This is a genomic window from Rhodococcus sp. 14-2483-1-2 (assembly GCF_002259405.1).
Classification (GTDB): domain Bacteria; phylum Actinomycetota; class Actinomycetes; order Mycobacteriales; family Mycobacteriaceae; genus Rhodococcoides.
Genome location: NZ_NPFW01000022.1, coordinates 597,176 through 620,953, shown reverse-complemented (window position 1 = coordinate 620,953; position 23,778 = coordinate 597,176). Strand labels below are relative to the sequence as shown.

General features: G+C 65.7%; 24 protein-coding genes. 15 read left to right on the top strand and 9 right to left on the bottom strand.

Features of this window, described 5'->3' with window-relative positions; all coding sequences use genetic code 11:
• Positions 1–5 precede the first annotated feature (5 nt).
• From rimP to CH295_RS23880, 8 genes are all read left to right on the top strand, one after another.
• Positions 6–581, top strand: coding sequence for a ribosome maturation factor RimP (gene rimP / locus CH295_RS23915; protein ID WP_094742213.1), 576 nt, complete (start codon positions 6–8; stop codon positions 579–581).
• On the top strand, positions 578–1,585 hold the full coding sequence (gene nusA, locus CH295_RS23910) for a transcription termination factor NusA (RefSeq protein ID WP_037189588.1): 1,008 nt from the start codon (positions 578–580) through the stop codon (positions 1,583–1,585). The genes rimP and nusA overlap by 4 nt, the downstream gene beginning before the upstream one ends.
• A 96-nt stretch (positions 1,586–1,681) precedes the next feature.
• Positions 1,682–2,014: a YlxR family protein gene (locus tag CH295_RS23905; RefSeq protein WP_170946036.1), complete on the top strand. Its 333-nt coding sequence runs from the start codon at positions 1,682–1,684 to the stop codon at positions 2,012–2,014.
• Positions 2,015–2,111: 97 nt separating this feature from the next.
• A complete protein-coding gene (infB, locus tag CH295_RS23900; RefSeq protein WP_094634239.1) occupies positions 2,112–5,015 on the top strand; it encodes a translation initiation factor IF-2 in 2,904 nt (967 codons plus the stop codon).
• Between the two features lie 154 nt (positions 5,016–5,169).
• Entirely contained in the window at positions 5,170–5,460 is a 291-nt protein-coding gene (locus CH295_RS23895; RefSeq protein WP_032377081.1) for a DUF503 domain-containing protein, read from the top strand.
• A gap of 103 nt (positions 5,461–5,563) precedes the next feature.
• Complete coding sequence (rbfA, locus tag CH295_RS23890; RefSeq protein WP_094742212.1) at positions 5,564–6,064, top strand: 30S ribosome-binding factor RbfA; 501 nt, start codon at positions 5,564–5,566, stop codon at positions 6,062–6,064.
• Position 6,065: 1 nt separating this feature from the next.
• Positions 6,066–7,064 carry a DHH family phosphoesterase gene (locus CH295_RS23885; protein WP_094742065.1) on the top strand — a complete coding sequence of 333 codons (999 nt, stop codon included), beginning with the start codon at positions 6,066–6,068 and terminating at the stop codon, positions 7,062–7,064.
• Positions 7,061–8,389 carry an MATE family efflux transporter gene (locus tag CH295_RS23880; protein ID WP_094742064.1) on the top strand — a complete coding sequence of 443 codons (1,329 nt, stop codon included), beginning with the start codon at positions 7,061–7,063 and terminating at the stop codon, positions 8,387–8,389. The genes CH295_RS23885 and CH295_RS23880 overlap by 4 nt, the downstream gene beginning before the upstream one ends.
• Here CH295_RS23880 and CH295_RS23875 read toward each other — a convergent pair whose 3' ends face one another.
• The 4 genes from CH295_RS23875 to CH295_RS23860 are packed head-to-tail and all read right to left on the bottom strand — an operon-like array spanning position 8,390 to position 11,520.
• Positions 8,390–9,490 (bottom strand): sulfate/molybdate ABC transporter ATP-binding protein, encoded by a 1,101-nt coding sequence (locus tag CH295_RS23875; RefSeq protein ID WP_094742063.1) that lies wholly within the window; start codon positions 9,488–9,490, stop codon positions 8,390–8,392.
• Entirely contained in the window at positions 9,487–10,317 is an 831-nt protein-coding gene (locus CH295_RS23870; RefSeq protein WP_094742062.1) for an ABC transporter permease, read from the bottom strand. The genes CH295_RS23875 and CH295_RS23870 overlap by 4 nt, the downstream gene beginning before the upstream one ends.
• Positions 10,314–11,111, bottom strand: a complete 798-nt coding sequence (modA, locus tag CH295_RS23865) for a molybdate ABC transporter substrate-binding protein (RefSeq protein ID WP_094742061.1) — start codon at positions 11,109–11,111, stop codon at positions 10,314–10,316. Before modA ends, CH295_RS23870 begins: the two co-directional genes overlap by 4 nt.
• Before the next feature lie 10 nt (positions 11,112–11,121).
• Positions 11,122–11,520 (bottom strand): TOBE domain-containing protein, encoded by a 399-nt coding sequence (locus CH295_RS23860; RefSeq protein ID WP_094634245.1) that lies wholly within the window; start codon positions 11,518–11,520, stop codon positions 11,122–11,124.
• Positions 11,521–11,762: 242 nt separating this feature from the next.
• Here CH295_RS23860 and CH295_RS23855 point away from each other — a divergent pair, with 242 nt between their 5' ends.
• Genes CH295_RS23855 through truB form a run of 3 tightly spaced genes read left to right on the top strand, consistent with a single transcriptional unit; the run spans position 11,763 to position 14,316 of the window.
• Complete coding sequence (locus CH295_RS23855) at positions 11,763–12,686, top strand: metallophosphoesterase family protein (RefSeq protein ID WP_032397841.1); 924 nt, start codon at positions 11,763–11,765, stop codon at positions 12,684–12,686.
• Positions 12,683–13,348, top strand: coding sequence for a 4'-phosphopantetheinyl transferase family protein (locus tag CH295_RS23850; protein ID WP_037189580.1), 666 nt, complete (start codon positions 12,683–12,685; stop codon positions 13,346–13,348). Before CH295_RS23855 ends, CH295_RS23850 begins: the two co-directional genes overlap by 4 nt.
• Before the next feature lie 35 nt (positions 13,349–13,383).
• Entirely contained in the window at positions 13,384–14,316 is a 933-nt protein-coding gene (gene truB / locus CH295_RS23845; RefSeq protein WP_094742211.1) for a tRNA pseudouridine(55) synthase TruB, read from the top strand.
• Positions 14,317–14,330: 14 nt separating this feature from the next.
• Here the strand turns inward: truB and CH295_RS23840 are convergent, their stop codons facing one another.
• The 4 genes from CH295_RS23840 to CH295_RS23825 are packed head-to-tail and all read right to left on the bottom strand — an operon-like array spanning position 14,331 to position 17,744.
• A complete protein-coding gene (locus CH295_RS23840) occupies positions 14,331–15,047 on the bottom strand; it encodes a metal-dependent transcriptional regulator (protein ID WP_094742060.1) in 717 nt (238 codons plus the stop codon).
• A 37-nt stretch (positions 15,048–15,084) separates the two neighbouring features.
• Positions 15,085–15,954 (bottom strand): metal ABC transporter permease, encoded by an 870-nt coding sequence (locus CH295_RS23835; RefSeq protein ID WP_094742059.1) that lies wholly within the window; start codon positions 15,952–15,954, stop codon positions 15,085–15,087.
• 3 nt (positions 15,955–15,957) lie between these two features.
• Positions 15,958–16,785 (bottom strand): metal ABC transporter ATP-binding protein, encoded by an 828-nt coding sequence (locus CH295_RS23830; RefSeq protein ID WP_094742058.1) that lies wholly within the window; start codon positions 16,783–16,785, stop codon positions 15,958–15,960.
• A complete protein-coding gene (locus tag CH295_RS23825) occupies positions 16,782–17,744 on the bottom strand; it encodes a metal ABC transporter substrate-binding protein (protein WP_502694529.1) in 963 nt (320 codons plus the stop codon). The genes CH295_RS23830 and CH295_RS23825 overlap by 4 nt, the downstream gene beginning before the upstream one ends.
• A gap of 103 nt (positions 17,745–17,847) precedes the next feature.
• Here CH295_RS23825 and CH295_RS23820 point away from each other — a divergent pair, with 103 nt between their 5' ends.
• The 4 genes from CH295_RS23820 to CH295_RS23805 all read left to right on the top strand — a co-directional run bounded on the left by CH295_RS23820 (position 17,848) and on the right by CH295_RS23805 (position 23,218).
• Positions 17,848–18,816, top strand: coding sequence for a bifunctional riboflavin kinase/FAD synthetase (locus CH295_RS23820; RefSeq protein WP_170946035.1), 969 nt, complete (start codon positions 17,848–17,850; stop codon positions 18,814–18,816).
• Positions 18,817–18,938: 122 nt separating this feature from the next.
• Complete coding sequence (rpsO, locus tag CH295_RS23815; RefSeq protein WP_027496764.1) at positions 18,939–19,208, top strand: 30S ribosomal protein S15; 270 nt, start codon at positions 18,939–18,941, stop codon at positions 19,206–19,208.
• Positions 19,209–19,602: 394 nt separating this feature from the next.
• On the top strand, positions 19,603–21,864 hold the full coding sequence (locus CH295_RS23810; protein ID WP_037189574.1) for a polyribonucleotide nucleotidyltransferase: 2,262 nt from the start codon (positions 19,603–19,605) through the stop codon (positions 21,862–21,864).
• A gap of 67 nt (positions 21,865–21,931) precedes the next feature.
• Positions 21,932–23,218: a M16 family metallopeptidase gene (locus CH295_RS23805; RefSeq protein WP_052047575.1), complete on the top strand. Its 1,287-nt coding sequence runs from the start codon at positions 21,932–21,934 to the stop codon at positions 23,216–23,218.
• Here the strand turns inward: CH295_RS23805 and CH295_RS23800 are convergent.
• Complete coding sequence (locus CH295_RS23800; protein ID WP_252342155.1) at positions 23,199–23,771, bottom strand: TetR/AcrR family transcriptional regulator; 573 nt, start codon at positions 23,769–23,771, stop codon at positions 23,199–23,201. The two genes, CH295_RS23805 and CH295_RS23800, sit on opposite strands and share 20 nt — an antisense overlap.
• Positions 23,772–23,778: the final 7 nt, after the last annotated feature.

Sequence of the window (23,778 nt, the reverse complement as noted above, 5' to 3'; positions counted from 1 at the left end):
GCGACATGCCTGTTCCGTCCAAGGAAAGGGTTGTCGAACTGCTCGCCGACCTCGTTCGAGAACGGGGCTACGACCTCGAAGACGTGAACGTCGTCGCCGCAGGCAAGCACAGTGCAGTGCGGATCATGGTCGATCGCGAAGAGGGAATCGACCTCGACGCGCTCCCGGAACTGAGCCGCGAGATCTCCGACGCCTTCGATGCCGTGACGGATTTCGGGGAAGCTCCGTACACGTTGGAAGTCACCACACCCGGAATCGACCGCCCACTGACCGAGGCACGGCATTGGCGTCGGGCCCGCGGACGCAAGGTGCGCATCGAACTCGCCGACGCCAAGTTCGACGGTCGCGTCGGTGTACTCGACGACGATTCGGTCAACGTGGTGATCAAGGAGAAGGGTGTGCTGTCGACCCGCTCCGTCGCACTGTCCGATGTTGTGAAAGCTGTTGTGCAGGTGGAGTTCTCGCGGCCCAGCGCCGAAGAGATGGACCTGGCGGGTGGCGTGGTCGGCAGTAGGCCGTCACCCGCGAACACCGATGAGATCGTGGACGTGGAAGCACCGGAAGAAGGGTCGGACAAGTGAATATCGACATCGCCGCATTGCGTGCCATCGAGGCGGACAAGGGAATTCCGATCGAGATGGTGATCTCGACGATTCAGACCGCATTGCTGACGGCCTACCGGCACACCGAGGGGCATCAGTCCAACGCGTGGATCGACGTCGATCGCAAGACCGGCTCCGTTCGCGTGATGGCCAAGGAAATCGACGCCGACGGCAATGTGATCTCCGAGTGGGACGACACCCCGGAAGGCTTCGGACGCATCGCGGCGACCACGGCGCGTCAGGTCATCCTGCAACGCCTACGCGACGCCGAGCACGAGCGATCGTTCGGCGAGTACTCCACCCACGAGGGTGAGATCGTCAACGGTGTCATCCAGCGCGACACGCGGGCCAACGCCAAGGGCACCGTCATCGTCCGCATCGGCAGTGACGCCAACGGAGCCGACGGCCTCCTGCCGCCCGCCGAGCAGGTGCCGGGTGAAAGCTACGAGCACGGCGAACGCATCAAGTGCTACGTCGTCGGAGTCGCCCGGGGCAACCGGGGCCCGCAGATCACGCTGTCGCGCACCCACCCCAATCTGGTGCGCAAGCTGTTCGCCCTCGAAGTGCCCGAGATCGCCGACGGATCGGTCGACATCGTGGCAGTGGCCCGCGAGTCGGGGCACCGCTCCAAGATCGCCGTCGCGTCCACCGTGTCCGGTCTCAACGCCAAGGGCGCCTGCATCGGACCGATGGGGCAGCGCGTGCGCAACGTGATGAGCGAACTGGCAGGCGAGAAGATCGACATCATCGACTTCGACGAGGACCCGGCCACCTTCGTCGGGAATGCTCTGTCCCCATCGAAGGTTGTGTCGGTGACCGTCGTCGACGCAGCTGCTCGTGCGGCCCGTGTCGTCGTTCCCGAGTACCAGCTCTCTCTGGCCATCGGGAAGGAAGGGCAGAACGCTCGACTGGCCGCTCGGTTGACCGGTTGGCGCATCGACATCCGCAGTGATGCGGCGGCACCCGAGACGACCAGCGCGTAGGGCCGGAATGCGGAGTTCGGGGCAATACAGCGGTAGAGTGGTCGATGGTTCGGTAACGACCTCTTCGCTCAGAGGCATGAACGCGAGTATCCGGTAGTGACAAGCCGGCCGATTCGTACATGCATCGGGTGCAGGGAGCGAGTGCCGGCCACCGATCTGTTGAGGATCGTGGTTCGAGAAGCTGGTTCGCACGAATTCGCTCTCGTCCCCGACATCCGGCATTCGATGTCCGGTCGTGGTGCGTGGTTGCACTACAGCCGAGAATGCCTGCACAATGCGGAACGACGCCGAGTCTTCGGTCGCGCGTTTCGGATATCGGGAAATGTGGAATCGTCCGCAGTGACAGCCGTGCTCGACGAGCACGAACAGCTGCAGGCCGAGGACACGACAAGAGCAACACCCGTCGACAAGAACAGGCAACAGCACTGATGAGCACACCGTGAAGCACCAACGATGAACGTCCATCGGAGATAACCCGAGGTCGTGCGGGCACCAAGCCTCGCTCGGCCTCTCAGTGAGGAGAGCAGTGGCAGGCAAGGCCCGCGTGCACGAGTTGGCAAAAGAACTCGGTGTCACCAGTAAGGAACTACTCGCACGGCTCAAAGAGCAAGGCGAGTTCGTCAAGTCCGCATCATCCACAGTCGAAGCCCCCGTGGCACGTCGACTGCGTGAATCCTTCCCGTCCGAGAACGCGGACGCGTCGGCACCCGCCGCAGCTGCACCGAACGGTCGCGCAGCGGCCGATCGCGCAGCAGGCAGCACGGCGAAGCCGGGCGCAGCGAAACCGGGCGGACCCCGTCCCGGCCCCAAGCCGGTACCGCGTCCGGCAGAGCCGGAAGCACCCGCAGCACAAGCTCCCGTGGAGGCAGCACCGGCTGCACCCGCAACTCCGGCTGCCGCACCGGCTCCGGCCCCGGCCGCGCCCACCCCTGCGCCTGCAGCGCCGGCCGCTCCGGTCGAACAGGCTCCGGCCGCGTCGGCCACCACCAGCGACGCTGCACCCGCCCCGGCAGCTCCCAAGCCCGCAGGTCCCGGCCCCAAGCCCGGCCCGAAGGCTCCGCGTGTCGGTAACAACCCGTACTCCTCGGCTCCCGTGGAGCGACCGGCTCCCCGGCCCGCTCCCGGTGCTCCGCGTCCCGGTGGCGGACGACCCGCTCCCGGACAGGGTGGGCCTCGTCCCGCAACACCGTCCGGTGGCAGTCGTCCGGCTCCCGGTCAGGGTGGGCCTCGTCCCGCACCGGGCCAGGCCGGACCTCGTCCGAGCCCCGGCTCTATGCCTCCTCGCCCCAACCCCGGTGCCATGCCGACCCGTTCGGCACGTCCCGGCCCCGCAGCAGGTCGTCCCGGTCGTCCCGGCGGCGCTCCGGGTGGACGCCCAGGCGGCGGCGGTGGCGGTGGCTACCGCGGCGGCGGCGCTCCCGGCGCTCCCGGTGGTGCCCCCGCAGGCGGCGCTCCCGCAGGTGGTTTCCGCGGTCGTCCCGGCGGCGGTGGACGCCCCGGTCAGCGCGGCGCAGCAGCAGGTGCATTCGGTCGTCCCGGCGGAGCAGTTCGTCGTGGCCGCAAGTCGAAGCGGGCGAAACGCGCCGAGTACGAGAGCATGCAGGCTCCCGCAGTCGGCGGCGTCAGGCTGCCCCGCGGCAACGGTGAGACCATCCGTCTCGCCCGCGGCGCATCGCTGTCGGACTTCGCGGACAAGATCGACGCGAACCCGGCCGCACTGGTGCAGGCCCTGTTCAACCTCGGTGAGATGGTCACCGCGACGCAGTCAGTCAACGACGAGACGCTGGAGCTTCTCGGCGGCGAGATGAACTACGTCGTTCAGGTCGTCAGTCCCGAGGACGAAGACCGTGAGCTGCTCGACTCGTTCGATCTCACCTACGGCGAGGACGCCGGCGGCGAGGACGATCTGGAACAGCGTCCCCCGGTGGTCACCGTCATGGGCCACGTCGATCACGGTAAGACGCGACTGCTCGACTCGATTCGCAACACCACGGTGCGCGAAGGCGAGGCAGGCGGAATCACGCAGCACATCGGTGCTTACCAGGTGCTGACCGAGCTCGAAGGCAACGAACGTCTCGTCACGTTCATCGACACCCCCGGTCACGAGGCCTTCACGGCCATGCGTGCCCGTGGTGCCAAGGCCACCGACCTCGCGATCCTGGTGGTCGCAGCCGACGACGGCGTCATGCCGCAGACGGTGGAGGCCATCAACCACGCCCAGGCAGCCGACGTGCCGATCGTGGTCGCGGTGAACAAGATCGACAAGGAGGGCGCGAACCCGGACAAGATCCGGCAGCAGCTCACCGAATACGGTCTGGTCGCCGAGGAATACGGCGGCGAGACGATGTTCGTCGACATCTCCGCCAAGCAGGGCACCAACATCGATGCCCTCCTCGAAGCGGTGCTGCTGACGGCCGACGCGTCGCTCGACCTGCGCGCCAACCCGGACATGGACGCTCAGGGTGTCGCCATCGAGGCGCACCTCGACCGTGGTCGTGGCCCGGTCGCGACCGTGCTCATCGCTCGCGGAACACTCCGCGTCGGTGACTCGATCGTCGCCGGCGATGCATACGGACGTGTCCGTCGCATGGTCGACGAGCACGGCGAGGACGTCACCGAAGCGATGCCGTCTCGTCCCGTGCAGGTCATCGGCTTCACGTCGGTGCCCGGTGCAGGCGACAACCTTCTGGTGGTCGACGAGGACCGAATCGCTCGACAGATCGCCGACCGTCGAAATGCGCGCAAGCGCAATGCTCTGGCAGCCAAGAGCCGCAAGCGCATCAGCCTCGACGATCTCGATGCAGCTCTGAAGGAGACTTCGCAGCTCAACTTGATCCTCAAGGGTGACAACTCGGGAACCGTGGAAGCGCTCGAAGAGGCGCTGCTCGGTATCGAGATCGACGACGAGGTCGAACTGCGCGTGATCGACCGCGGTGTCGGTGGCGTGACGGAGACCAACGTCAACCTGGCGTCGGCATCCAACGCGATCATCATCGGCTTCAACGTTCGAGCGGAGGGCAAGGCCACCGAGCTGGCCAACCGTGAAGGCGTCGACATCCGGTACTACTCGGTGATCTACCAGGCAATCGACGAGATCGAGAAGGCCCTCAAGGGCATGCTCAAGCCGGTGTACGAGGAGGTTGCCCTCGGGCAGGCCGAGATCCGCGCGCTGTTCCGTTCCTCCAAGGTCGGAAACATTGCCGGTTGCCTCGTCACCTCCGGTACGATCCGTCGCAACGCCAAGGCACGACTCATCCGAGACAGTGCCGTTGTTGCGGAAACCGTCACGATCTCCTCGCTCCGCCGCGAGAAGGACGACGCGACGGAGGTCCGTGAGGGCTACGAGTGTGGTTTGACGGTGACGTACTCCGACATCAAGGTGGGCGATGTCATCGAGGCGTACGAACTCCGTGAAAAGCCGCGCGACTAGAACAGATGCGGAGCCACTCGGCTCCGCATCCGGTCGCGTCGGCTCGGTGGTGAAGCCAGGGGAGTGACACTGCGCTCCGACTTTCGAGCCGGTGGTGGTACGACATATGTACCACCACCGGCTTTGTCGTCGAAGCTGATCGAAGGACGTCAGCGTGTATCTGGGTGCTCTGGAGTTGGACGTGTTGTTGGGGGATGTGCGTTCGCTCGCCGAGAAGCGGTCGATGATGGAACCGGTCCTCGGTGATCTGCAACGGCTGGGTGTCTCGGCTGCCGAAACGGGTGAGCGAGAACGTATTCGGCGATCCCTACTGGGGGTTGCCGCAGCCGGTACCGATGTCGACCTGTTACACGACAAACTGGACGAGTGCGAACGGCATGTCGCCGAACGCCACGATCTGGAACTGTTGGCAGTACGCCGGAGAATCTTCGGACCCGAGGATTGATCCGGGATGTCCGCCGAGCACTGCTCGGCAGACGTGAAGTGCACAACCGCCGCTACGTCGTATCGAAATCGACGTTCGGCCATGAAAGAGGAGTGTGATTGTCGTGGTGGATCAGGCCAGGGCTCGTAAGTTGTCCAAGCGAATCGCCGCAATCGTTGCAACGGCGATCGATCACGAGATCAAGGATCCACGGCTGGCATTCGTGACCATCACCGACACCAAGGTGACGGCCGACCTGCACGACGCCACGGTGTACTACACCGTGATGGGTGAAGACCTCGATACGCCGCCCGATCTTCAGGCGGCCGCGGCAGGACTGGAGAAGGCCAAGGGCGTGCTGCGCTCGAAGGTCGGAGCCGGGACGGGTGTGCGGTACACACCGACCTTGACGTTCGTGACCGACACGGTGCCCGACACCGCGCGCCACATGGAAGACCTTCTCGAGCGTGCCCGCGTGGCCGACGAGGAACTGGCCCGCGCCCGTGCGAACGCCAAGCCCGCCGGGGATCCGGACCCGTACAAGGCTCCGCGCGAAGTCGCAGACACAGATGGTCATTCCGCAGGCTCCACTCCTGCAGACGTCGAGCCCGCCGAAGCCGACTGACATGTCCGATGGTTCGGGGTCGGTGTCGGAGACCGACGAGGATTTGGCGCAGGCGATCGAGATGCTCGAACGTGCATCCTCGGTGACCGTGCTGTGTCACGTCCAGCCCGATGCCGACACGATCGGCAGTGGGCTCGCGCTCGGTTCGGTGCTCGAACGTCGCGGCGCGACCGTCCAGGTGGCGTTCGCTGCACCGGCGTCCCTGCCGGAGTCGATGGACGAGTTGCCCGGTAGGCATCTTCTGGTCGACGCCGACCGGGTCACCGAGACCGTCGACCTGGTGGTCACGGTCGACGCCGGAAGTCGGGGTCGGTTGGGTTCGTTGGGCGACCGGCTCGATACGGCGTCGGCCAGCCTCGTCATCGATCACCACCGCAGCAACACTCGCTTCGGAACGCTGAACGTGGTGCATGCATCCGCCGAGTCCACCACCGCCGTGATCGCGCGTCTGCTCGACCGGTGGGGCGTCGAGATCGACGCCGATCTCGCCCACCTGCTGTTCGCTGGCTTGGTCACCGACACCGGTTCGTTCCGCTGGGTTCGCCCGGGTTCTCATCTGCTGGCCGAGAGACTGTTGGCCACGGGGATCGACGGCGCTCACATCGCCCGCAAGCTGCTCGACACCCACCCGTTCGACTGGCTGCCGATGCTCGGGTCCGTGCTCGGTTCGGCATCCTTGATTCCCGACGCAGCCGGCGGACGAGGGCTGGTGTACGCCGTCATCCGGAGCGAGGATTCCGCCGGACTGCGGTCCGAGGAAATCGAGAGCGTGATCGACATCGTGCGCACCACCTCCGAAGCAGAGGTGGCCGCAGTGCTCAAGCAGCAGGACTTCGGCTCGGTCTGGGTGGTCTCCCTGCGCTCGAAGACCGAGGTCGACGTTTCGGCGGTGGCATGCGAACTCGGCGGCGGCGGGCACCGCAACGCGGCCGGCTACACCGCGACCGGCGATCTGCCCGACGTGATCGAGGCGCTGCGCGGGGCACTCTCGGCGTCGTGAGCTCCACTCCGGTCACCGCTCGAAAGATTCTCGGCCTGTCGCTGCCCTCCCTCGGCGTCCTTGCCGCCGAACCCCTCTACCTGTTGTTCGACGCCGCCGTGGTCGGAAGGCTCGGTGCCTTGGCGCTCGCGGGTCTGGCGATAGGCGGACTCGTTCTGGCCCAGGTCAGCACCCAGCTCACTTTTCTGTCCTACGGCACGACCGCCCGTGCGGCTCGTATGCACGGTGCCGGTCGCGAACGTGATGCCGTCGGTGAGGGTGTGCAGGCAACCTGGTTGGCCTTCGCGATCGGCATCGTCATCGTCGCGGCGATGCAGCTCGCGGCCGAGCCCGTGGTGTCGGTACTGACCGGCGGCGGTGACATCGCCGCCGAGGCCGTCGCGTGGCTGCGGGTGGCTCTGCTCGGTGTGCCGTTCATTCTGGTGTCGCTGGCCGGAAACGGATGGATGCGCGGAGTCCAGAACACGGTGACACCACTGCGTTTCGTCGTGTTCGGCTTCGCAGTGTCGGCGGTGTTGTGCCCACTTCTGGTTCATGGGTTGCTCGGATTCCCACGGCTGGGGCTGGTGGGATCGGCTGTGGCGAACGTGATCGGTCAGGGCGTCGCCGGTGCGTTGTTCGTCGTCGCAGTCGTGCGGGCGAGCACCGAATTGCGACCGCGCTGGTCGGTGATGCGCGCGCAACTGGTGCTGGGCCGCGACCTGATCGTGCGGAGTCTGGCGTTTCAGGCCTGCTTTCTGTCCGCTGCTGCGGTGGCGTCGAGGTTCGGCGCGGCCTCGGTCGCCGCCAACCAGGTGGTACTGCACATGTGGAACCTGGTGTCGTTGATGCTCGATTCGCTGGCAATCGCCGCTCAGACCCTGGTCGGAGCGGCCCTCGGCGCGAGCAGGATCGAGGATGCGCGCGCCCTGGCGTGGCGATTGACGGCATGGTCGACGGTGTTCGCGGTCGTCCTCGCCTGCGTGTTCGCCGTCGGGCGATCGTTCGTCCCGGAGCTGTTCACCACCGACGCGTCGGTCATCGACGAGATGCACGCGATCTGGTGGATCTTCGTCGCGATCATCCCCATCGCCGGGGTGGTGTTCGCGTTGGACGGTGTGCTGCTCGGCAGTGGTGACGCTTGTTTTCTGAGGAACGCCACCATGGCCTGCGCCGTCGTGGGTTTTCTGCCGTTCATCTGGTCGGCTCTGGTGTTCGACTGGGGGTTGGTCGGGATCTGGACAGGGCTCGGCGTCTTCGTTGCCCTGCGCGTGCTCGCCGTCGCGGGCCGGGTGCTGTCCGGTAAGTGGCTGGTGATCGGCAGCGACCGCCAACTACGCCACTGACTATCGGTCGGGCTGGGACGGTAACGCGGGGTGCAGTGCCACCTCGTGGCTCTTGATGACGAAGAACACCCGGCGTCCGGGCTCGAGCCCGAGATCCGATACCGCTGCAGGGGTGATGTCGGCGGCCATGCCGGGAGACCCGTCGGGTTGCGGACGTGACCTGACACGGATGCCGGAGCCCTGTACCTCCATCTCCTCGATCACCACCTCGAACACGTTGCGGGGGCTGGCGTGTGGGGCAGTCGGGTGTACCGACACGGCGGCGGGGGAGAAGACCGCCACCAGTGGAGTTCCGGTGGCGTGCCGCCCGGAGCCGTGGACCGTCACTCCCCAATTCGTATTCAGGGAGGTCGAGTCGTCGGCGTCGACAGCCCGTCCCGAGAGCAGGTTCACCCCGGCGATGCGGGCACCGAATTCGCTGCGAGGCGCGGTCAGGACCTCGGTGACCGACCCGCGCTCGACGACGCGTCCACCGTCGACGACCACGACGGAATCGGCGAGTGCGACGACGTCGAGCAGATCGTGGGTCACGATCAAGGCCGTACGCCCGCTCTCGCGCAGCACCGTGCGCAGCACTCGCCGAATGCCCGGTGCCGTATCGACGTCCAGCGCGGCCAGGGGTTCGTCGAGCAACAGCAGTCGTGGATCGGCCGCAAGAGCGCGCGCGATGGCGATACGTTGAGCCTGACCGCCGGACAACTGTGCAGGGCGGCGGTCGGCCAGGTGGGAGGCTCCGACCGCGTCGAGCCAGGTATCGGCCACGGCTCGCGCGGTGGCGCGGTTCGCGCCGGTGCTCCGTGGTGCGAAGGCCACGTTCGCGCGAGCGTCCATGTGGGGAAACAACAGAGCTTCCTGAGCCAGGGTCGCGACGCCCCTGGCATGAATGGGCACGACGGTGTTCGAGGCGGTGTCGGTCAACACGTCCTCGCCGAGTCGGACGATTCCGTCGTCGGGTGCCACCACGCCGGCGACGATCTGCAGCAGTGTCGATTTGCCTGCCCCGTTCGGCCCGAGGACCGCGACCGTCTCTCCCTCCCTGGCGTCGAGTTCGAGATCGATTCCGCGGACGCCGAGGGTGGCCCGGAGGTACAGCGAGTTCACAGCGTTCCCGACGATCGAGTGCCGCGCGCGGTCACGACGACGAGTGCCGCGACGAGAATCAGAACCATCGACAGCGCCACGGCGGCATCGGGGTCGCTCTCGCGCTGCAGATAGATCTCCAGCGGCAGCGTCCTGGTCACGCCCTCCAGGGAGCCGGCGAAGGTCAACGTCGCTCCGAATTCTCCGAGTGCGCGAGCGAAGGCGAGAACGGTTCCTGATATCAGTCCGGGAAGTATCAGCGGAACGGTGACTCGCCGTAGGACGGTGGTGGGGGTGGCACCCAGGGTTGCAGCCACCACGTCGTAGCGGTCACCGGCCGTGCGCAACGCGCCCTCGACACTGACGACGAGGAACGGCAACGACACGAACACCTGCGCCAACACGACGGCCGAGGTGGTGAATGCAATCCGAATCCCGAACGCATCGAGATGTTCGCCGAGTAGCCCTTGGCGTCCGAAGGTGTAGAGGAGCGCGATGCCGCCGACCACCGGGGGCAGGACCAAGGGCAGTACGACGAGCGAGCGAAGGATCGAGAGCCCTCTGATCCAGCTGCGCGAGAGCACGATGGCCATCGGCACGCCGAGAAGCACGCACACCACGGTGCTTGCCGTCGCCGTCTTCAGGCTGAGAACCAGCGCCGCGACAGCGGATTCGGAGGTGACGAGGCCGAGAAAATTCGACCAATCGATGCGGGTGAACATCGCGGCCAGCGGCAACACGACGAGTAGTGCGCCCACGGCGGCCGGTGCGAATATCCACAGTGGTACTCCGACGGTCGGACGGGGCCCGGCCGAGGACCTTCCTCCTTTGGCGACTCGAGCGGTCACGGTGCGGCGAAGCCGGCTCGACCGAGTACGTCCCGTCCGACGGGTCCGGTGACGAACTCGGTGAAGGCGCGAGCTGTGTCCGGGTTGCCGGAACCGCTCAGTGTCGCGATCGGGTAGGTGTTGACGGCCTCGCTCGACTCCTCGAAGGGCACCGCGGTCACGGCCTCGCCTGCCCCGGCAGCGTCGGTGACGTAGACCAGCCCGGCATCGGCCTGCCCCGAGGTGACCTTGCCCAGCACGTCGGTGACCGAGGATTCTTCGCTCACGGCCGGGACGGAAGTGCCCGTTGCAGTTTCGACCGAGGCCGTCGCCGCGCCGCACGGCACTTGGGGTGCGCAGATCACCGTGAGAAGGTCGGGATTCGCGAGATCGGCGAACGATGTGATGCCGTCCGGGTTTCCGGGGGCGGTCACGATGGTCAGAGTGTTCGACGCGAAGTCGACGGGATCGCCCGCAACCAGGCCCTCGTCGACCGTCTCGGTCATGTTCTTGGTATCCGCGGAGGCGAAGACGTCGGCAGGAGCGCCGGAGATCAGCTGCGCGGCCAGATCGGATGAGCCCGCGAAGCTGAACTCCACCGAGGTGCCGGGGTGTTCGGCCTCGAATCGAGTACCGAGATCGGTGAACGTCGCGCGAAGCGATGCCGCGGCGAAGACCGTGATCTCTCCTCGGACCGCGCTACCGTCCGAGGGTCCATCGGGCGCGGTCGAATCGGACTGCGCACTGCACCCGACCAGAATCAGGGTGGCTGCAATCACGAGCGCGGATACCGAGTGCACTGTCTTCACGAACATCTCCTGCGTTCTAGGGTGTCTCGACGATGACGGTCGTGGCCTTGACGACGGCGGTGGTGACCTTGCCGGGCTCGAGCCCCAGTTCACGAACCGATCGGGTGCTCATCAGCGAGACGATCGTGAACGGCCCGCACTGCATGCTCACCTCGCTCATCACCGCGTCCGAGACGACCTCGGTGACCAACCCCACGAGTCGGTTGCGGGCCGAGCTGCCGCCCGGCGAGATCTCCGGTGGGGGGACGGCGTGTTCGCGTGCATAGTCGGCGAGGTCGCGGCCGGCGATGACCTTGCGCCCGGTCTCGTCCTCGAGCGCCGGGAGCGCTCCGCTGTCGATCCATCTGCGCACGGTGTCGTCACTGACACCGAGGAGTGCCGCGGCATCTCGAACGCGGACCGGGGGCACCGTCATCGAGACGCCACCCGAGCAATCATCCGCAAACAAGTCATGAACGGCACCATATACCCGAATCTGCGGGTGTTTCGACCCAATCCTGTTTTCGGTGAGCCGTACCGTCCCACCGTCGACCTCGGTGCCACTTCACCCCGCCCGGATACGTCGCGGAATCTGCATGGAGTATTGGACGTTGGTACGTTCTCGGACGGTTCTGGCGATTCGACGCCGGCGGCCGAGCGCATCGGAAGGAATTTTCAGTGGCAGCGAAGCTGTGGGCAGTGAGCGACATTCACGTCGGACATCGGGGCAACCGGCCCGTGACCGAGGACATCTTTCCCGAATCGCCCGACGACTGGCTGATCGTCGCCGGTGACGTGTCGGAGAAGACCGACGACATCAAGTGGGCGCTCGAACTGCTCCGTAGCCGTTTCGCGAAAGTCATCTGGGTTCCCGGAAACCACGAGCTGTGGACGACGGTGAAGGATCCCGTGCAGATCCACGGTGCTGCTCGATACGAGTACCTGGTGAACCTGTGCCGCGAGATCGACGTCGTCACCCCGGAGGACCCGTATCTGCGGTGGGAGGGGGAGGGAGGCCCGGCCACGATCGTGCCGATGTTCCTGCTCTACGACTACACGTTCCTGCCGCAGGGAGCGAGAGACAAGGAACACGGACTGGCGATCGCACGCGAGAAGAACGTCGTTGCCACCGACGAATTCCTGCTGTCCTCGCAGCCGTACGCGACGCGAGATGCCTGGTGCCACGCGCGGATCGACGCCACCCGGGAGCGTCTCGATGCGTTGGACACCTCCGTTCCGACCGTGTTGATCAACCACTTCCCGATGGTCCGGCAGCCCACCGAGGTGCTGTTCTACCCGGAGTTCGCGCTGTGGTGCGGGTCCACTCTGACGGCGGATTGGCACACGCGGTACAACGCGATCTGCTCGGTGTACGGGCACCTGCACATCCCGCGGACGACCTATTACGACGGCGTTCGCTTCGAGGAGGTGTCGGTGGGCTACCCGCGTGAATGGCAGCGCCGCGGCCTGCCGAAGAACGTTCTGCGCCAAATTCTTCCGGTCCCCGAGTACCCGCCGGGCGCGTTGAACAAGTGGGGCGGGCACTTCACGGTGACGCCCGAGATGGAGGCAGAGGTAGAGAAGATGAGGGCAGGCAAGTGATCGAATACATACTTCCCAACGGCGTCGTCTCGGCCGAATTGTTCGCGGACCCACCGGGTCTGACGCCGCATCCGCTCGAAGCCCCGCTGGTGGCCAAGGCGGTGGACAAGCGCAAGCGTGAGTTCACCTCGGCTCGACACTGCGCGCGGGTGGCGATGGAGAAGCTGGGTGTGGAGCCGGCACCGATCATGCGCGGTAAGTCCGGTGCCCCGCAGTGGCCGAAGGGTGTGGTCGGATCGTTGACGCACTGCGACGGCTATCGCGGTGCGGTGTTGGCCTATTCGATGCAGGTGCGTTCGGTGGGAATCGACGCGGAGCCGCACGGGCCCTTGCCCGATGGAGTACTCGGGGCAGTGAGCCTGGAGGCCGAACGCGAGTGGCTCGCGACCGTGGGCCGTGAAGACGTGCACTGGGATCGAGTCTTGTTCTGCGCCAAGGAAGCGACGTACAAGGCCTGGGAGCCGTTGACGGGACGCTGGCTCGGCTTCGAGGACGCACACATCACCTTCGAACGCACCGGCTCCGGTGACGACATTTCCGGAACGTTCCATTCCGAGCTGCTGGTGCCAGGAGACACGGTGTCCGGACCGCCGTTGCGGGCCTTCGACGGTCGATGGATGGTTGCGGGAGGCCTGGTGATGACCGCGATCTCGGTGATGTGACGACCCGTTCCGCGAGCCTGGCACAATGCTCTCTCGTGAGTGCTCGCGAAAAGATTTCGTCCGGTCTCGTCGGTGCCGGCCTGCTTGTGGTCGACAAGGGGCCGGGAGTGACGAGCCACGATGTGGTGGCGTCGTGCCGAAAACTGTTGCGCACCAGAAAGGTCGGCCATGCGGGGACTCTGGATCCCATGGCGACCGGCGTGCTCGTGCTCGGCGTGGAGCGTGCGACCAAGATGCTCGGATTGCTCTCGCTGACCACCAAGTCGTACACCGCAACCATCCGGCTCGGCCGGAGCACGACGACCGACGACGCCGAGGGTGACGTTCTGGCCGATGTCTCGGCCGCGCATGTCTCCGACCCCGAGATCTCGACCGCGATCGCCGCCCTGACCGGCGATATCGAGCAAGTGCCCGCCAGTGTCAGCGCCATCAAGGTCGACGGGCAACGTGCCCACAAATTGTCCCGCGCAGGTGAGGAGTTCACACTCGCCGCCCGCAAGGTCAGCGTCACCCGATTCGACGTGACGGCCAGGCGCGATGTGGTGGAGAACGAATCCGCGTTCGTCGACCTCGATGTCGAGGTGGACTGCACGTCGGGGACGTACGTGCGAGCCCTGGCTCGGGACCTCGGCGTGGCGCTCGGCGTCGGCGGCCATCTGACCGTGCTGCGCCGCACTCGTGTCGGACCCTTCACCCTCGAGCATGCCCGGACACTCGAAGATCTGGCCGAGGATCCGGCCGTGAGCCTGGACATCGACCAGGCGGCGCGAACGGCCTTTCCGCACCGGCAGATCGACGCGGGTGAAGCGGAATCGTTGAGCCAGGGACGGTGGCTGGATCCGGTCGGGATCGACGGGGTGTACGCGGCGGTCGATCCCACCGGTCACACCATTGCGCTGCTCCAGGAGAAGGGCAAGCGCGCCAGTTCGGTCATGGTCGTGCGGCCCGCGACCTTGCGAGGGCACTGACGCGATCCCGGCGATCAGGTAGCCGGAACCATCCAGATCGCCTCGGCGGCGCGGTGGCCGAGGTCGATGGAATCGGTGGCGTCGGTGCGGGCCAGCTCGATGGCGACGGTGCCGGCGTAGTCGCGTCGTTCGACCACGGTGATCGGCAGATCCAGCGTGATTCCGACGGAATCGAAGTAGCGGAGCATCGCCGGGTCGGAGTCGGAAATTCTGGCGACTCGGCCGGATTGTCCGTCGAGGTACTCGCTCAGGCGGGTCGCGGTCGGGGTCTCGATCGCACCGTCGACCGACGGAATCGGGTCGCCGTGCGGATCGCGTTCGGGGTGGCCCAATTTGGCGTCGATTCGATCCATCATCAGATCCGAGACGGCGTGTTCGAGGATCTCCGCCTCGTCGTGCACTTCGTCCCAGCCGTAACCCAGTTCGCGGACCAGATAGGTCTCGATCAGTCGGTGCCGACGCACCATGCCTATGGCAGCCAGGCGACCCTTCTCGGTCAGTGAGATGGCCCCGTAGCGGGCGTGGTCGACCATGCCCTGGTCGGCGAGCTTGCGAATCGCCTCGGACACCGTCGAGGCGGAGACGCCGATGCGTTCGGAGAGCATCTTGGTGCTGACGGAGTCCTCGCTCCATTCGCTGGCCGTCCAGATGACCTTGAGGTAGTCCTGCGCAACCGCGGACAGCTGGACGCCCTCGTCGGCCGGTGCGGGATCGGTTTTTTGTTGCGCCACGTCGCCGAGCTTAGGCAATCCAATGGAAAAAGACACCTCACCCGGCCGGAGCCGGCACCTGTCCGCGTTGCCGAAGGGCGCGAATGACGATGCCCTGTGACGGGCTGAAGAGGTAGGCAAGGACGAAGACCAGGCCCTGGGTGAGCACCACGCTGCCGCCGGAGGACACGTCGAGGTAGAAGCTGGCGTAGATCCCCACCAGCGCGCAACCCACCGAGACGATCGGTGCCAGCACGAGCATGCGGCCGAAGCTGTGCGTGAGCAGATAGGCGGACGCACCGGGAGTGATGAGCATCGCCACCACGAGGATGACGCCGACGGCCTGGAGCGCGACGACGGTCGTCAGGGCGAGCAGAGTCAGCATCACGGCCGAGATCACCGTCGGATTGATGCCGACGGCGCGGGCCTGGGTGCGGTCGAAGGCGAAGAGAGTGAAGTCGCGACGCTTGACGATCATGGCCACCAGCGCGATGCCGCCGAGGACGAACACCTGGACCATGTCGGCCTGCGAGACTCCGAGCAGATTGCCGAACAGGATGTGGTTGAGGTCGATCTGACTCGGAAACTTGGAGATCAGGACGACGCCGAGCGCGAACAAGGTGGTGAAGACGACGCCGATCGCGGCGTCCTCCTTGACGATGGTGGTGTTGCGGACCACTCCGATGGCACCGACCGCGATGAGGGCGAATAGCAGCGCACCGATCGCGAACGGTGCCCCGAACAGGTACGACAGCGCGACGCCTGGAAGAACTGCGTGCGAGACGGCGTCGCCCATCAACGACCACCCGATGAGGACGAGCCAGCAGCTCAGGACCGCGCACACGATCGAGGCGGTGACGGTCACCAGGAGGGCTCGCTGCATGAAGGTGTATTCGAGTGGGTCCACCAGAAAATCGATCAGATACACGGTTCAGCTCGCTTCTGTGGTTCGGGTGGCCGGAGTTCGGGTGCCCGCACCGAGTTGGTCGACCTTCGACGGGTCGATACCGAAGGCCAGCGCCAGGTTCTCCGGGCGCAGTACTTCGGCTGGACTGCCGTGCATGAGCACCCGTTGCTGCAGCAGGATCGCCTCGTCGCACAGCTCCGGTAGGGCATGGAGATCGTGCGTGGACACGAGAACCGACGCGCCGTGTGCTGCGAGTTCGCGGAGCAGGCGGGTGATGGTGGCTTCGGTCTTCTTGTCCACACCGGCGAAGGGCTCGTCGAGCAACAGCAGTGACGCCTCCTGGGCGATGGCGCGAGCGACGAACGCGCGCTTGCGTTGACCGCCGGAGAGCTGGCCGATCTGTCGGTTCGCGAGTTCGGCGAGGTCGACGCGCTGCAGAGCCTCGTCGACGGCCAGTCGATCGGCTGCCCGTGGAGTGCGGAGAAAATTCTGCTTCCCGTATCGGCCCATCATGACCACGTCGCGCACGCTGATCGGGAATGTCCAGTCGACGGATTCCGCCTGGGGCACGTAGCTGACCGTGCCGGCCTTACGCGCCTGGGCCGGGTCGCCGCCGAACACGGTGATCGAGCCGGAGTTGGGCTTGACCACTCCCATGACGGCCTTGAACAGCGTCGACTTGCCCGATCCGTTCATGCCGACCAACCCGCACACCCGGCCGGGTGCGAGGGTCAGGCTGGCATCGGTGAGGGCCACGACATCGCGGTATCGGACATTGACGGTATCGACCGTCAGCGCCGCCCCGTTCTCGTGCGGGGGCCTGTGGTGCTGGGTCCCAGTCTTCCGGGTCATCGTTCTCCTACCAGTGCGTCGGCGATCAACCGTGCGTCGTAGCGCAGTAGATCCAGGTACGTGGGGACGGGTCCGGCCGCATCGCTCAGTGAATCGACGTAGAGCTGTCCGCCGAACCGAGCTCCGGTGTCCTCGGCGACCTGGAGCTGGGCCTTGTCCGAGACGGTCGACTCGCAGAACACGGCGGGCACGTCGTTGTCACGAACGAAATCGATGGTGCGTACCACTTGCTTGGGAGTTCCCTCCTGCTCGGCGTTGACCGGCCACAGGTAGGCCTCCTGCAGGTCGAAGTCGCGGGCCAGATAACCGAATGCGCCTTCGCAGGTGACGAGCGCACGTTGACGAGCGGGCAGTCCGGAGAGATCTGTGGCCAGTTCGGCTCCGACCTCGCGGAGTTGTCCGATGTACGCGGTTGCGTTCGCTCGATAGTCGTCGGTGTTGGCGGGGTCCAGGGCGACGAACGCGTCGGCGATGTTCTCCACGTACGTCTCGGCCACGACGGGGGACATCCACGCATGGGGGTTCGCTTTCCCCGCGTAGGCGTCGTCACGGATGTAGATCGGGTCCACGTTTGCACTCACCACGGCGTGCGGTGCGGGGATGCGCTCGACGAACTTCTCGAACCAGGCCTCCAGCCCCAGCCCGTTGTCCAGGATCAACTCGGCCTGCTCTGCCGTGCGTAGGTCTCCGGGTGTCGGCTCGTAGCCGTGGATCTCGGCTCCGGCTTTTGTGATCGATTCCACTCGAAGGTGGTCACCGGCGACATTGGCTGCCATGTCGGCGAGGACGGTGAAGGTCGTCAGAACCAGGGGTCTGCCGTCGTCGAGCACAGTCGGATCGTCCTCTCCGACAGCCCGCGCGCAGCCGGTCGACGCTGCTACCAGTAGTCCCACCACGGCCCAGCTCGCGAGAATCCGCCGGGCGCGAGATCCGCGCTGGCGAAGAAATAAGTTAGGCACCCCGAAACATTTACCGTGGGGATACCTTTTTGTCCATACCTGCCGCGCGCGACACGCCTGGCCGAGAGTGACCGAGCGGCCGTCGGGCCGTAGGCTTCGCGGTGTGCAGAGATGGCGAGGTCTCGACGATGTACCTGCCGACTGGGGTCGGTGCGTGCTCACGATCGGCGTCTTCGACGGCGTTCATCGCGGACACGCACAACTGATCGGGAGAGCGGTGGCCGCTGCGAAGAAGCGCGGCGTTCCCAGCGTGCTCATGACGTTCGATCCCCATCCGATGGAGGTCGTGCGGCCGGGGAGCCATCCTGCTCAGTTGACGACACTGACGAGGCGAGCCGAACTTGCCGAGGAACTGGGAATCGACGTCTTCTGCGTGATGCCGTTCACGCCCGAGCTGATGAAGCTCACTCCCGAGCGATACGTGCACGAGATCCTGATCGAACGCCTGCACGTCGCCGAGGTCGTCGTCGGCGAGAACTTCACCTACGGGAAGAAGGCGCTCGGCACCGTGCCCATGCTGCGCAAGATCGGCGAGCGGTCCGGATTCGCAGTCGACGGGGTCAACCTGCTCGCCGAGCATGCCGTGACGTTCTCCTCGACGTACATCAGATCGTGCGTGGACGCAGGTGACGTCGCTGCGGCCACCGCCGCGCTCGGGCGACCGCACCGTGTCGAGGGTGTCGTTGTGCACGGAGACGGTCGAGGTCGCCAAATGGGTTATCCCACTGCCAATGTCGCGCCGCCCATGTACTCGGCCATCCCTGCCGACGGTGTGTACGCGGCATGGTTCACCGTGCTCGGGCCGGGTCCGATCATGGGGACGGTCACTCCGGGGGAGCGGCATCCGGCTGCTGTGTCGGTGGGCACCAATCCCACGTTCTCGGGTCGCACCAGAACCGTCGAGGCGTTTGTCCTCGACGGTGAGGCCGACCTGTACGGGCAGCATGTGGCAGTCGACTTCGTCGACCGACTGCGCGGCATGGAGAAGTTCGACTCGATGGAAGCACTCGTGGAGGAAATGGGGCGCGACGCCGAGCGGGCCCGCTCGATTCTGGCGGCGAGCACGGCCTGATAGGCTGGCCCCTCGGTGCTCGCTGCGGTCCGTGGCGGCTGTACCGGCTTCGATTCCGTGGTCTCGACCACAGGGTGCGTTGCTTCCTTTCACGCGGACGTCATTGATCAGGAGTAGTACCAGTGGCATTGACCACCGAACAGAAGAAGGCCGTTCTCGGCGAGTACGGCTTGCATCCCACCGACACGGGCTCGCCCGAGGCGCAGGTTGCAATGCTCACCAAGCGCATCGTCGACTTGACCGAGCACCTCAAGATGCACAAGCACGACCACCACTCCCGCCGCGGCCTGCTGCTGCTGGTCGGACGTCGTCGTCGCCTGCTCAAGTACATCGCGAAGGTCGACGTCACCCGCTACCGCTCGCTCATCGAGCGTCTGGGTCTGCGTCGATAATTCGCATCGACGCGAGGATGTCACCGATGCATGGTTCGACGCGCCGGTGCGCACCCGACTCGCAGCAATAGTGCAGTAGCCAACGAGGCAGTGCTTAGACTGTTCCTCGTTGGCTATCTGTGTTTGTACGCAAGAACAGTTACGTCAGCACGAGAAAGCGGATGCACGGCATCCGCACACCGCCGTGTATGCCTGTCACGCCGTGGTGACGGTCTTCGGTAGTGGCCTTTCGGATACGAGATCCGATGGGCTTCGATCGATGGCCGCCTCCGCGCAGCCGCGTCCCGAGAGAAGCTCTCGTCGGATGGACGGCACAGGTATGCCGCCACAGCCAGGAGGGCTCGTGGTGTGTCCGCGCGGGCACGGCAAAGACGAGAGGACGAGAAGAGAACCTATGACAGAGACAACGACCGTGGACGTCGAAGAAGGCGTCTACGAAGCAACTGCGATCATCGACAACGGCACGTTCGGCAAGCGGACCATCCGCTTCGAGACCGGCCGCCTCGCACAGCAGGCCGCAGGCGCAGTCGCCGCGTACCTCGACGAGGACACCATGCTGCTGTCGGCAACGACCGCAGGCAAGCACCCCCGTGAGGGATTCGATTTCTTCCCGCTGACGGTCGACGTCGAAGAGCGCATGTACGCCGCGGGCCGTATCCCCGGATCGTTCTTCCGCCGCGAGGGCCGTCCGTCCACCGACGCCATCCTCACCTGCCGCCTGATCGACCGGCCGTTGCGTCCGACGTTCGTCGACGGACTGCGCAACGAGATCCAGGTCGTCATCACGGTGATGAGCCTCAACCCGGCCGATCTGTACGACGTCGTCGCGATCAACGCGGCATCGGCCTCGACGCAGATCGCCGGACTGCCGTTCTCCGGCCCGATCGGCGGCGTCCGCGTCGCACTGATCGACAAGCAGTGGGTCGCGTTCCCGACCAACGAGCAGCTCGAGAAGGCCGTGTTCAACATGGTCGTCGCCGGCCGCATCGTCTCCGGCTCCGGTGCCGACGCAGACGTCGCGATCATGATGGTCGAAGCCGAGGCCACCGAGAACGTCATCGAGCTCATCGAGGGTGGTGCAACCGCCCCCAACGAGTCGGTCGTAGCCGAGGGCCTCGAGGCTTCGAAGCCGTTCATCGCAGCCCTGTGCACCGCACAGCAGGAGCTCGCGTCCAAGGCCGCCAAGCCGACCGGCGACTACCCGGTCTTCCCGGCGTACCAGTCGGACGTCTTCGAGGCCGTCGAGAACGCCGCGAAGATCCCGCTGAACGAGGCACTGACCATCGCAGGCAAGGCCGAGCGTGAGAGCAAGCTCGACGAGGTCAAGGCTCAGGTCCTCACGTCGGTCGGAGACAGCTTCGCCGGCCGCGAGAAGGAGATCGGTGCCGCATTCCGCGCACTGACCAAGAAGTCGGTTCGCCAGCGCATCCTCACCGATCACTTCCGCATCGACGGCCGTGGCATCACCGACATCCGGTCGCTGTCCGCCGAGGTCGCGATCATCCCGCGTACCCACGGATCGGCCCTGTTCGAGCGCGGCGAGACCCAGATCCTGGGCGTCACCACCCTCGACATGGTCAAGATGGCGCAGCAGGTCGACTCGCTCGGGCCCGAGACGTCCAAGCGCTACATGCACCATTACAACTTCCCGCCGTACTCCACCGGTGAGACCGGCCGCGTCGGTTCGCCGAAGCGTCGCGAGATCGGGCACGGCGCACTCGCCGAGCGCGCCCTGCTGCCGGTGCTGCCGAGCCAGGCCGAGTTCCCGTACGCCATCCGTCAGGTCTCCGAGGCACTGAGCTCCAACGGCTCGACCTCGATGGGCTCGGTCTGCGCATCGACTCTGTCGCTGCTCAATGCCGGTGTGCCGCTGCGTGCCCCGGTTGCCGGTATCGCGATGGGCCTCGTGTCCGACGAGGTCGACGGCGAGACCCGTTACGTCGCACTCACCGACATCCTCGGTGCCGAGGACGCGTTCGGCGACATGGACTTCAAGGTCGCCGGAACCAAGGACTTCGTCACGGCGCTGCAGCTCGACACCAAGCTCGACGGCATCCCCTCCAAGGTGCTCGCCGGCGCGCTGTCGCAGGCCAAGGATGCTCGCACGACGATCCTCGAGGTCATGGCCGAGGCCATCGACACCCCGGACGAGATGAGCCCGTACGCACCTCGCGTCACCGCGATCAAGGTGCCGGTCGACAAGATCGGCGAGGTCATCGGGCCCAAGGGCAAGATGATCAACTCCATCACCGAGCAGACCGGTGCCAACATCTCGATCGAAGATGACGGCACTGTCTACGTCGGTGCAGCGGACGGCCCGTCCGCACAGGCCGCGATCGACATGATCAACGCCATCGCCAACCCGCAGCTGCCGAAGGTCGGCGAGCGATTCCTCGGAACCGTTGTCAAGACAACGGCTTTCGGTGCATTCGTCTCGCTGCTCCCGGGCCGCGACGGACTGGTGCACATCTCCAAGCTCGGTAACGGCAAGCGCATCAACAAGGTGGAGGACGTCGTCAGCGTCGGATCCAAGTTGCGCGTCGAGATCGCCGATATCGACAACCGCGGCAAGATCAGCCTCGTTCCCGTCGAAGACGACAACGCTGCTGCTCCCGCCGACGCTCCCGAGGCTCCCGCCGAGGCCAGCGCTGAGTAAGAAGCAACCGAGCCGAACGGTACGTCCCCTCGGGACGTACCGTTCGGCCGTTCCAGAGAGCACCGGCATCGACACGGGCGTGCAACGCACCACTCTGCCCGGCGGTCTTCGGATCGTCACCGAGTTCGTGCCCGGCGTTCGCTCGGCTTCGGTCGGCGTGTGGGTCGGGGTCGGTTCACGGGACGAGCAACCCAGTGTTGCCGGTGCCGCACACTTCCTCGAACATCTGCTGTTCAAGTCGACTCCTACGCGCAGCGCGCTCGAGATCGCCCAGGTGATGGACGGTGTCGGGGGAGAGCTGAACGCGTTCACCTCGAAGGAGAGCACCTGCTTCTACGCGCACGTGCTCGACGAGGACGTGGCGCTCGCCATCGATCTCGTCAGCGATGTGGTGCTTCGTGGCCGGTGCCGCTCGGCAGATGTCGACGTCGAGCGACAGGTGGTCCTCGAAGAGATCTCCATGCGCGACGACGATCCCGAGGATCTGCTCGGAGATGCCTTCCTGGAAGCCATGTTCGGCGATCATCCGATCGGACGCCCGATCATCGGTTCCGTCGAATCCATCGAGTCGATGACCCGTGCGCAATTGCACTCGTTCCACGTTCGCCGCTACACGCCGCAGCGCATGGTCGTTGCCGTCGCGGGCAACGTCGATCACAAGCAGATCGTCTCTCTCGTGCGTCGAGCGTTCTCCGGCCATCTGGTCAAGGGCGCACGGCCGGCCGAACGACGCGGTGGCACAGCGCGATTGCGCAATGCTCCCACGTTGAGCCTGACCACTCGTGACAGCGAGCAGGCGCATCTGTGCCTGGGCGTACGGGCGTTCGGTCGACACGAAGGGCATCGCTGGGCGTTGTCCGTGCTGAACTCCGCAGTGGGAGGCGGGCTCAGTTCTCGTCTGTTCCAGGAGATCAGGGAAGAGCGTGGTCTGGCGTACTCGGTGTACTCGTCGGTGGATACGTTTGCCGACAGTGGTGCCTTCTCCGTCTACGCGGGTTGTCAGCCGGAGAACTTGGGCGAAGTGACCACGGTGATCAGGGAAGTGCTGGCCAAGGTTGCCGCCGAGGGGATCACCGACGCGGAGTGTGCGCGGGCCAAGGGTTCGTTGCGTGGCGGTTTGGTTCTGGGACTCGAAGATTCGGGCTCTCGGATGAACCGGATCGGTCGCAGTGAACTGAACTACGGCAATCACCGCGACATCACCGATACGTTGGCGAGGATCGACAGCGTCGGCAACGACGAGGTACGCGAGGTCGCTGCCGTGTTGCTCGACCGTCCTTTCGGTGCCGCGGTGGTCGGCCCCTACAAGAACGTCCGCCAGCTGCCGGCGTCGGTCAAGTCCCTGGTTCGGTAGCGTCGGCGATCACGTCGCGCACTGCGCGGCGGGTCAACTCCGTCACCGCCGACAGGTCGGTGACCGGCTCGAATGCGTGGGTGGAGTTGAGCGCCGCTATTCCGTGCACGGAGGTCCACAGTCGCAGGGCGGTGAACTGTGGATTCTCCGGCGCGACGGCACCGACCGCGGCGATCAAGGCCTCGAACAACGGACGCGAGGTGAGCCGCAGGTTCTCGCCCGAGCCCTCGAGTAGGTCGTGCCTGAAGATGAGGGCGAACATCGCCGGTCGCCGCGCCGCAAAGTCCACGTACGCGTCCGCTATCGCATTCAATGCTTCCTGCGGCGACGTCGATTGCTGCGTCGCGCGGTCCAGAGCCACCCCGATATCGACGAGACCGACCCGAGCGACGGCGGCGCACAGCGCACTCAACGTCGGAAAATAGCGTCTCGGCGCGCCGTGTGAGACGCCGGCTTCACGCGTGACCGCTCTGATTGTGAGCCCGCCCTGCCCTTCGCTTTCGAGCAGGCGGACACCTGCGTCCACCAGTCGAGTCCGTAGGTTGTCAGGCACGTAGACA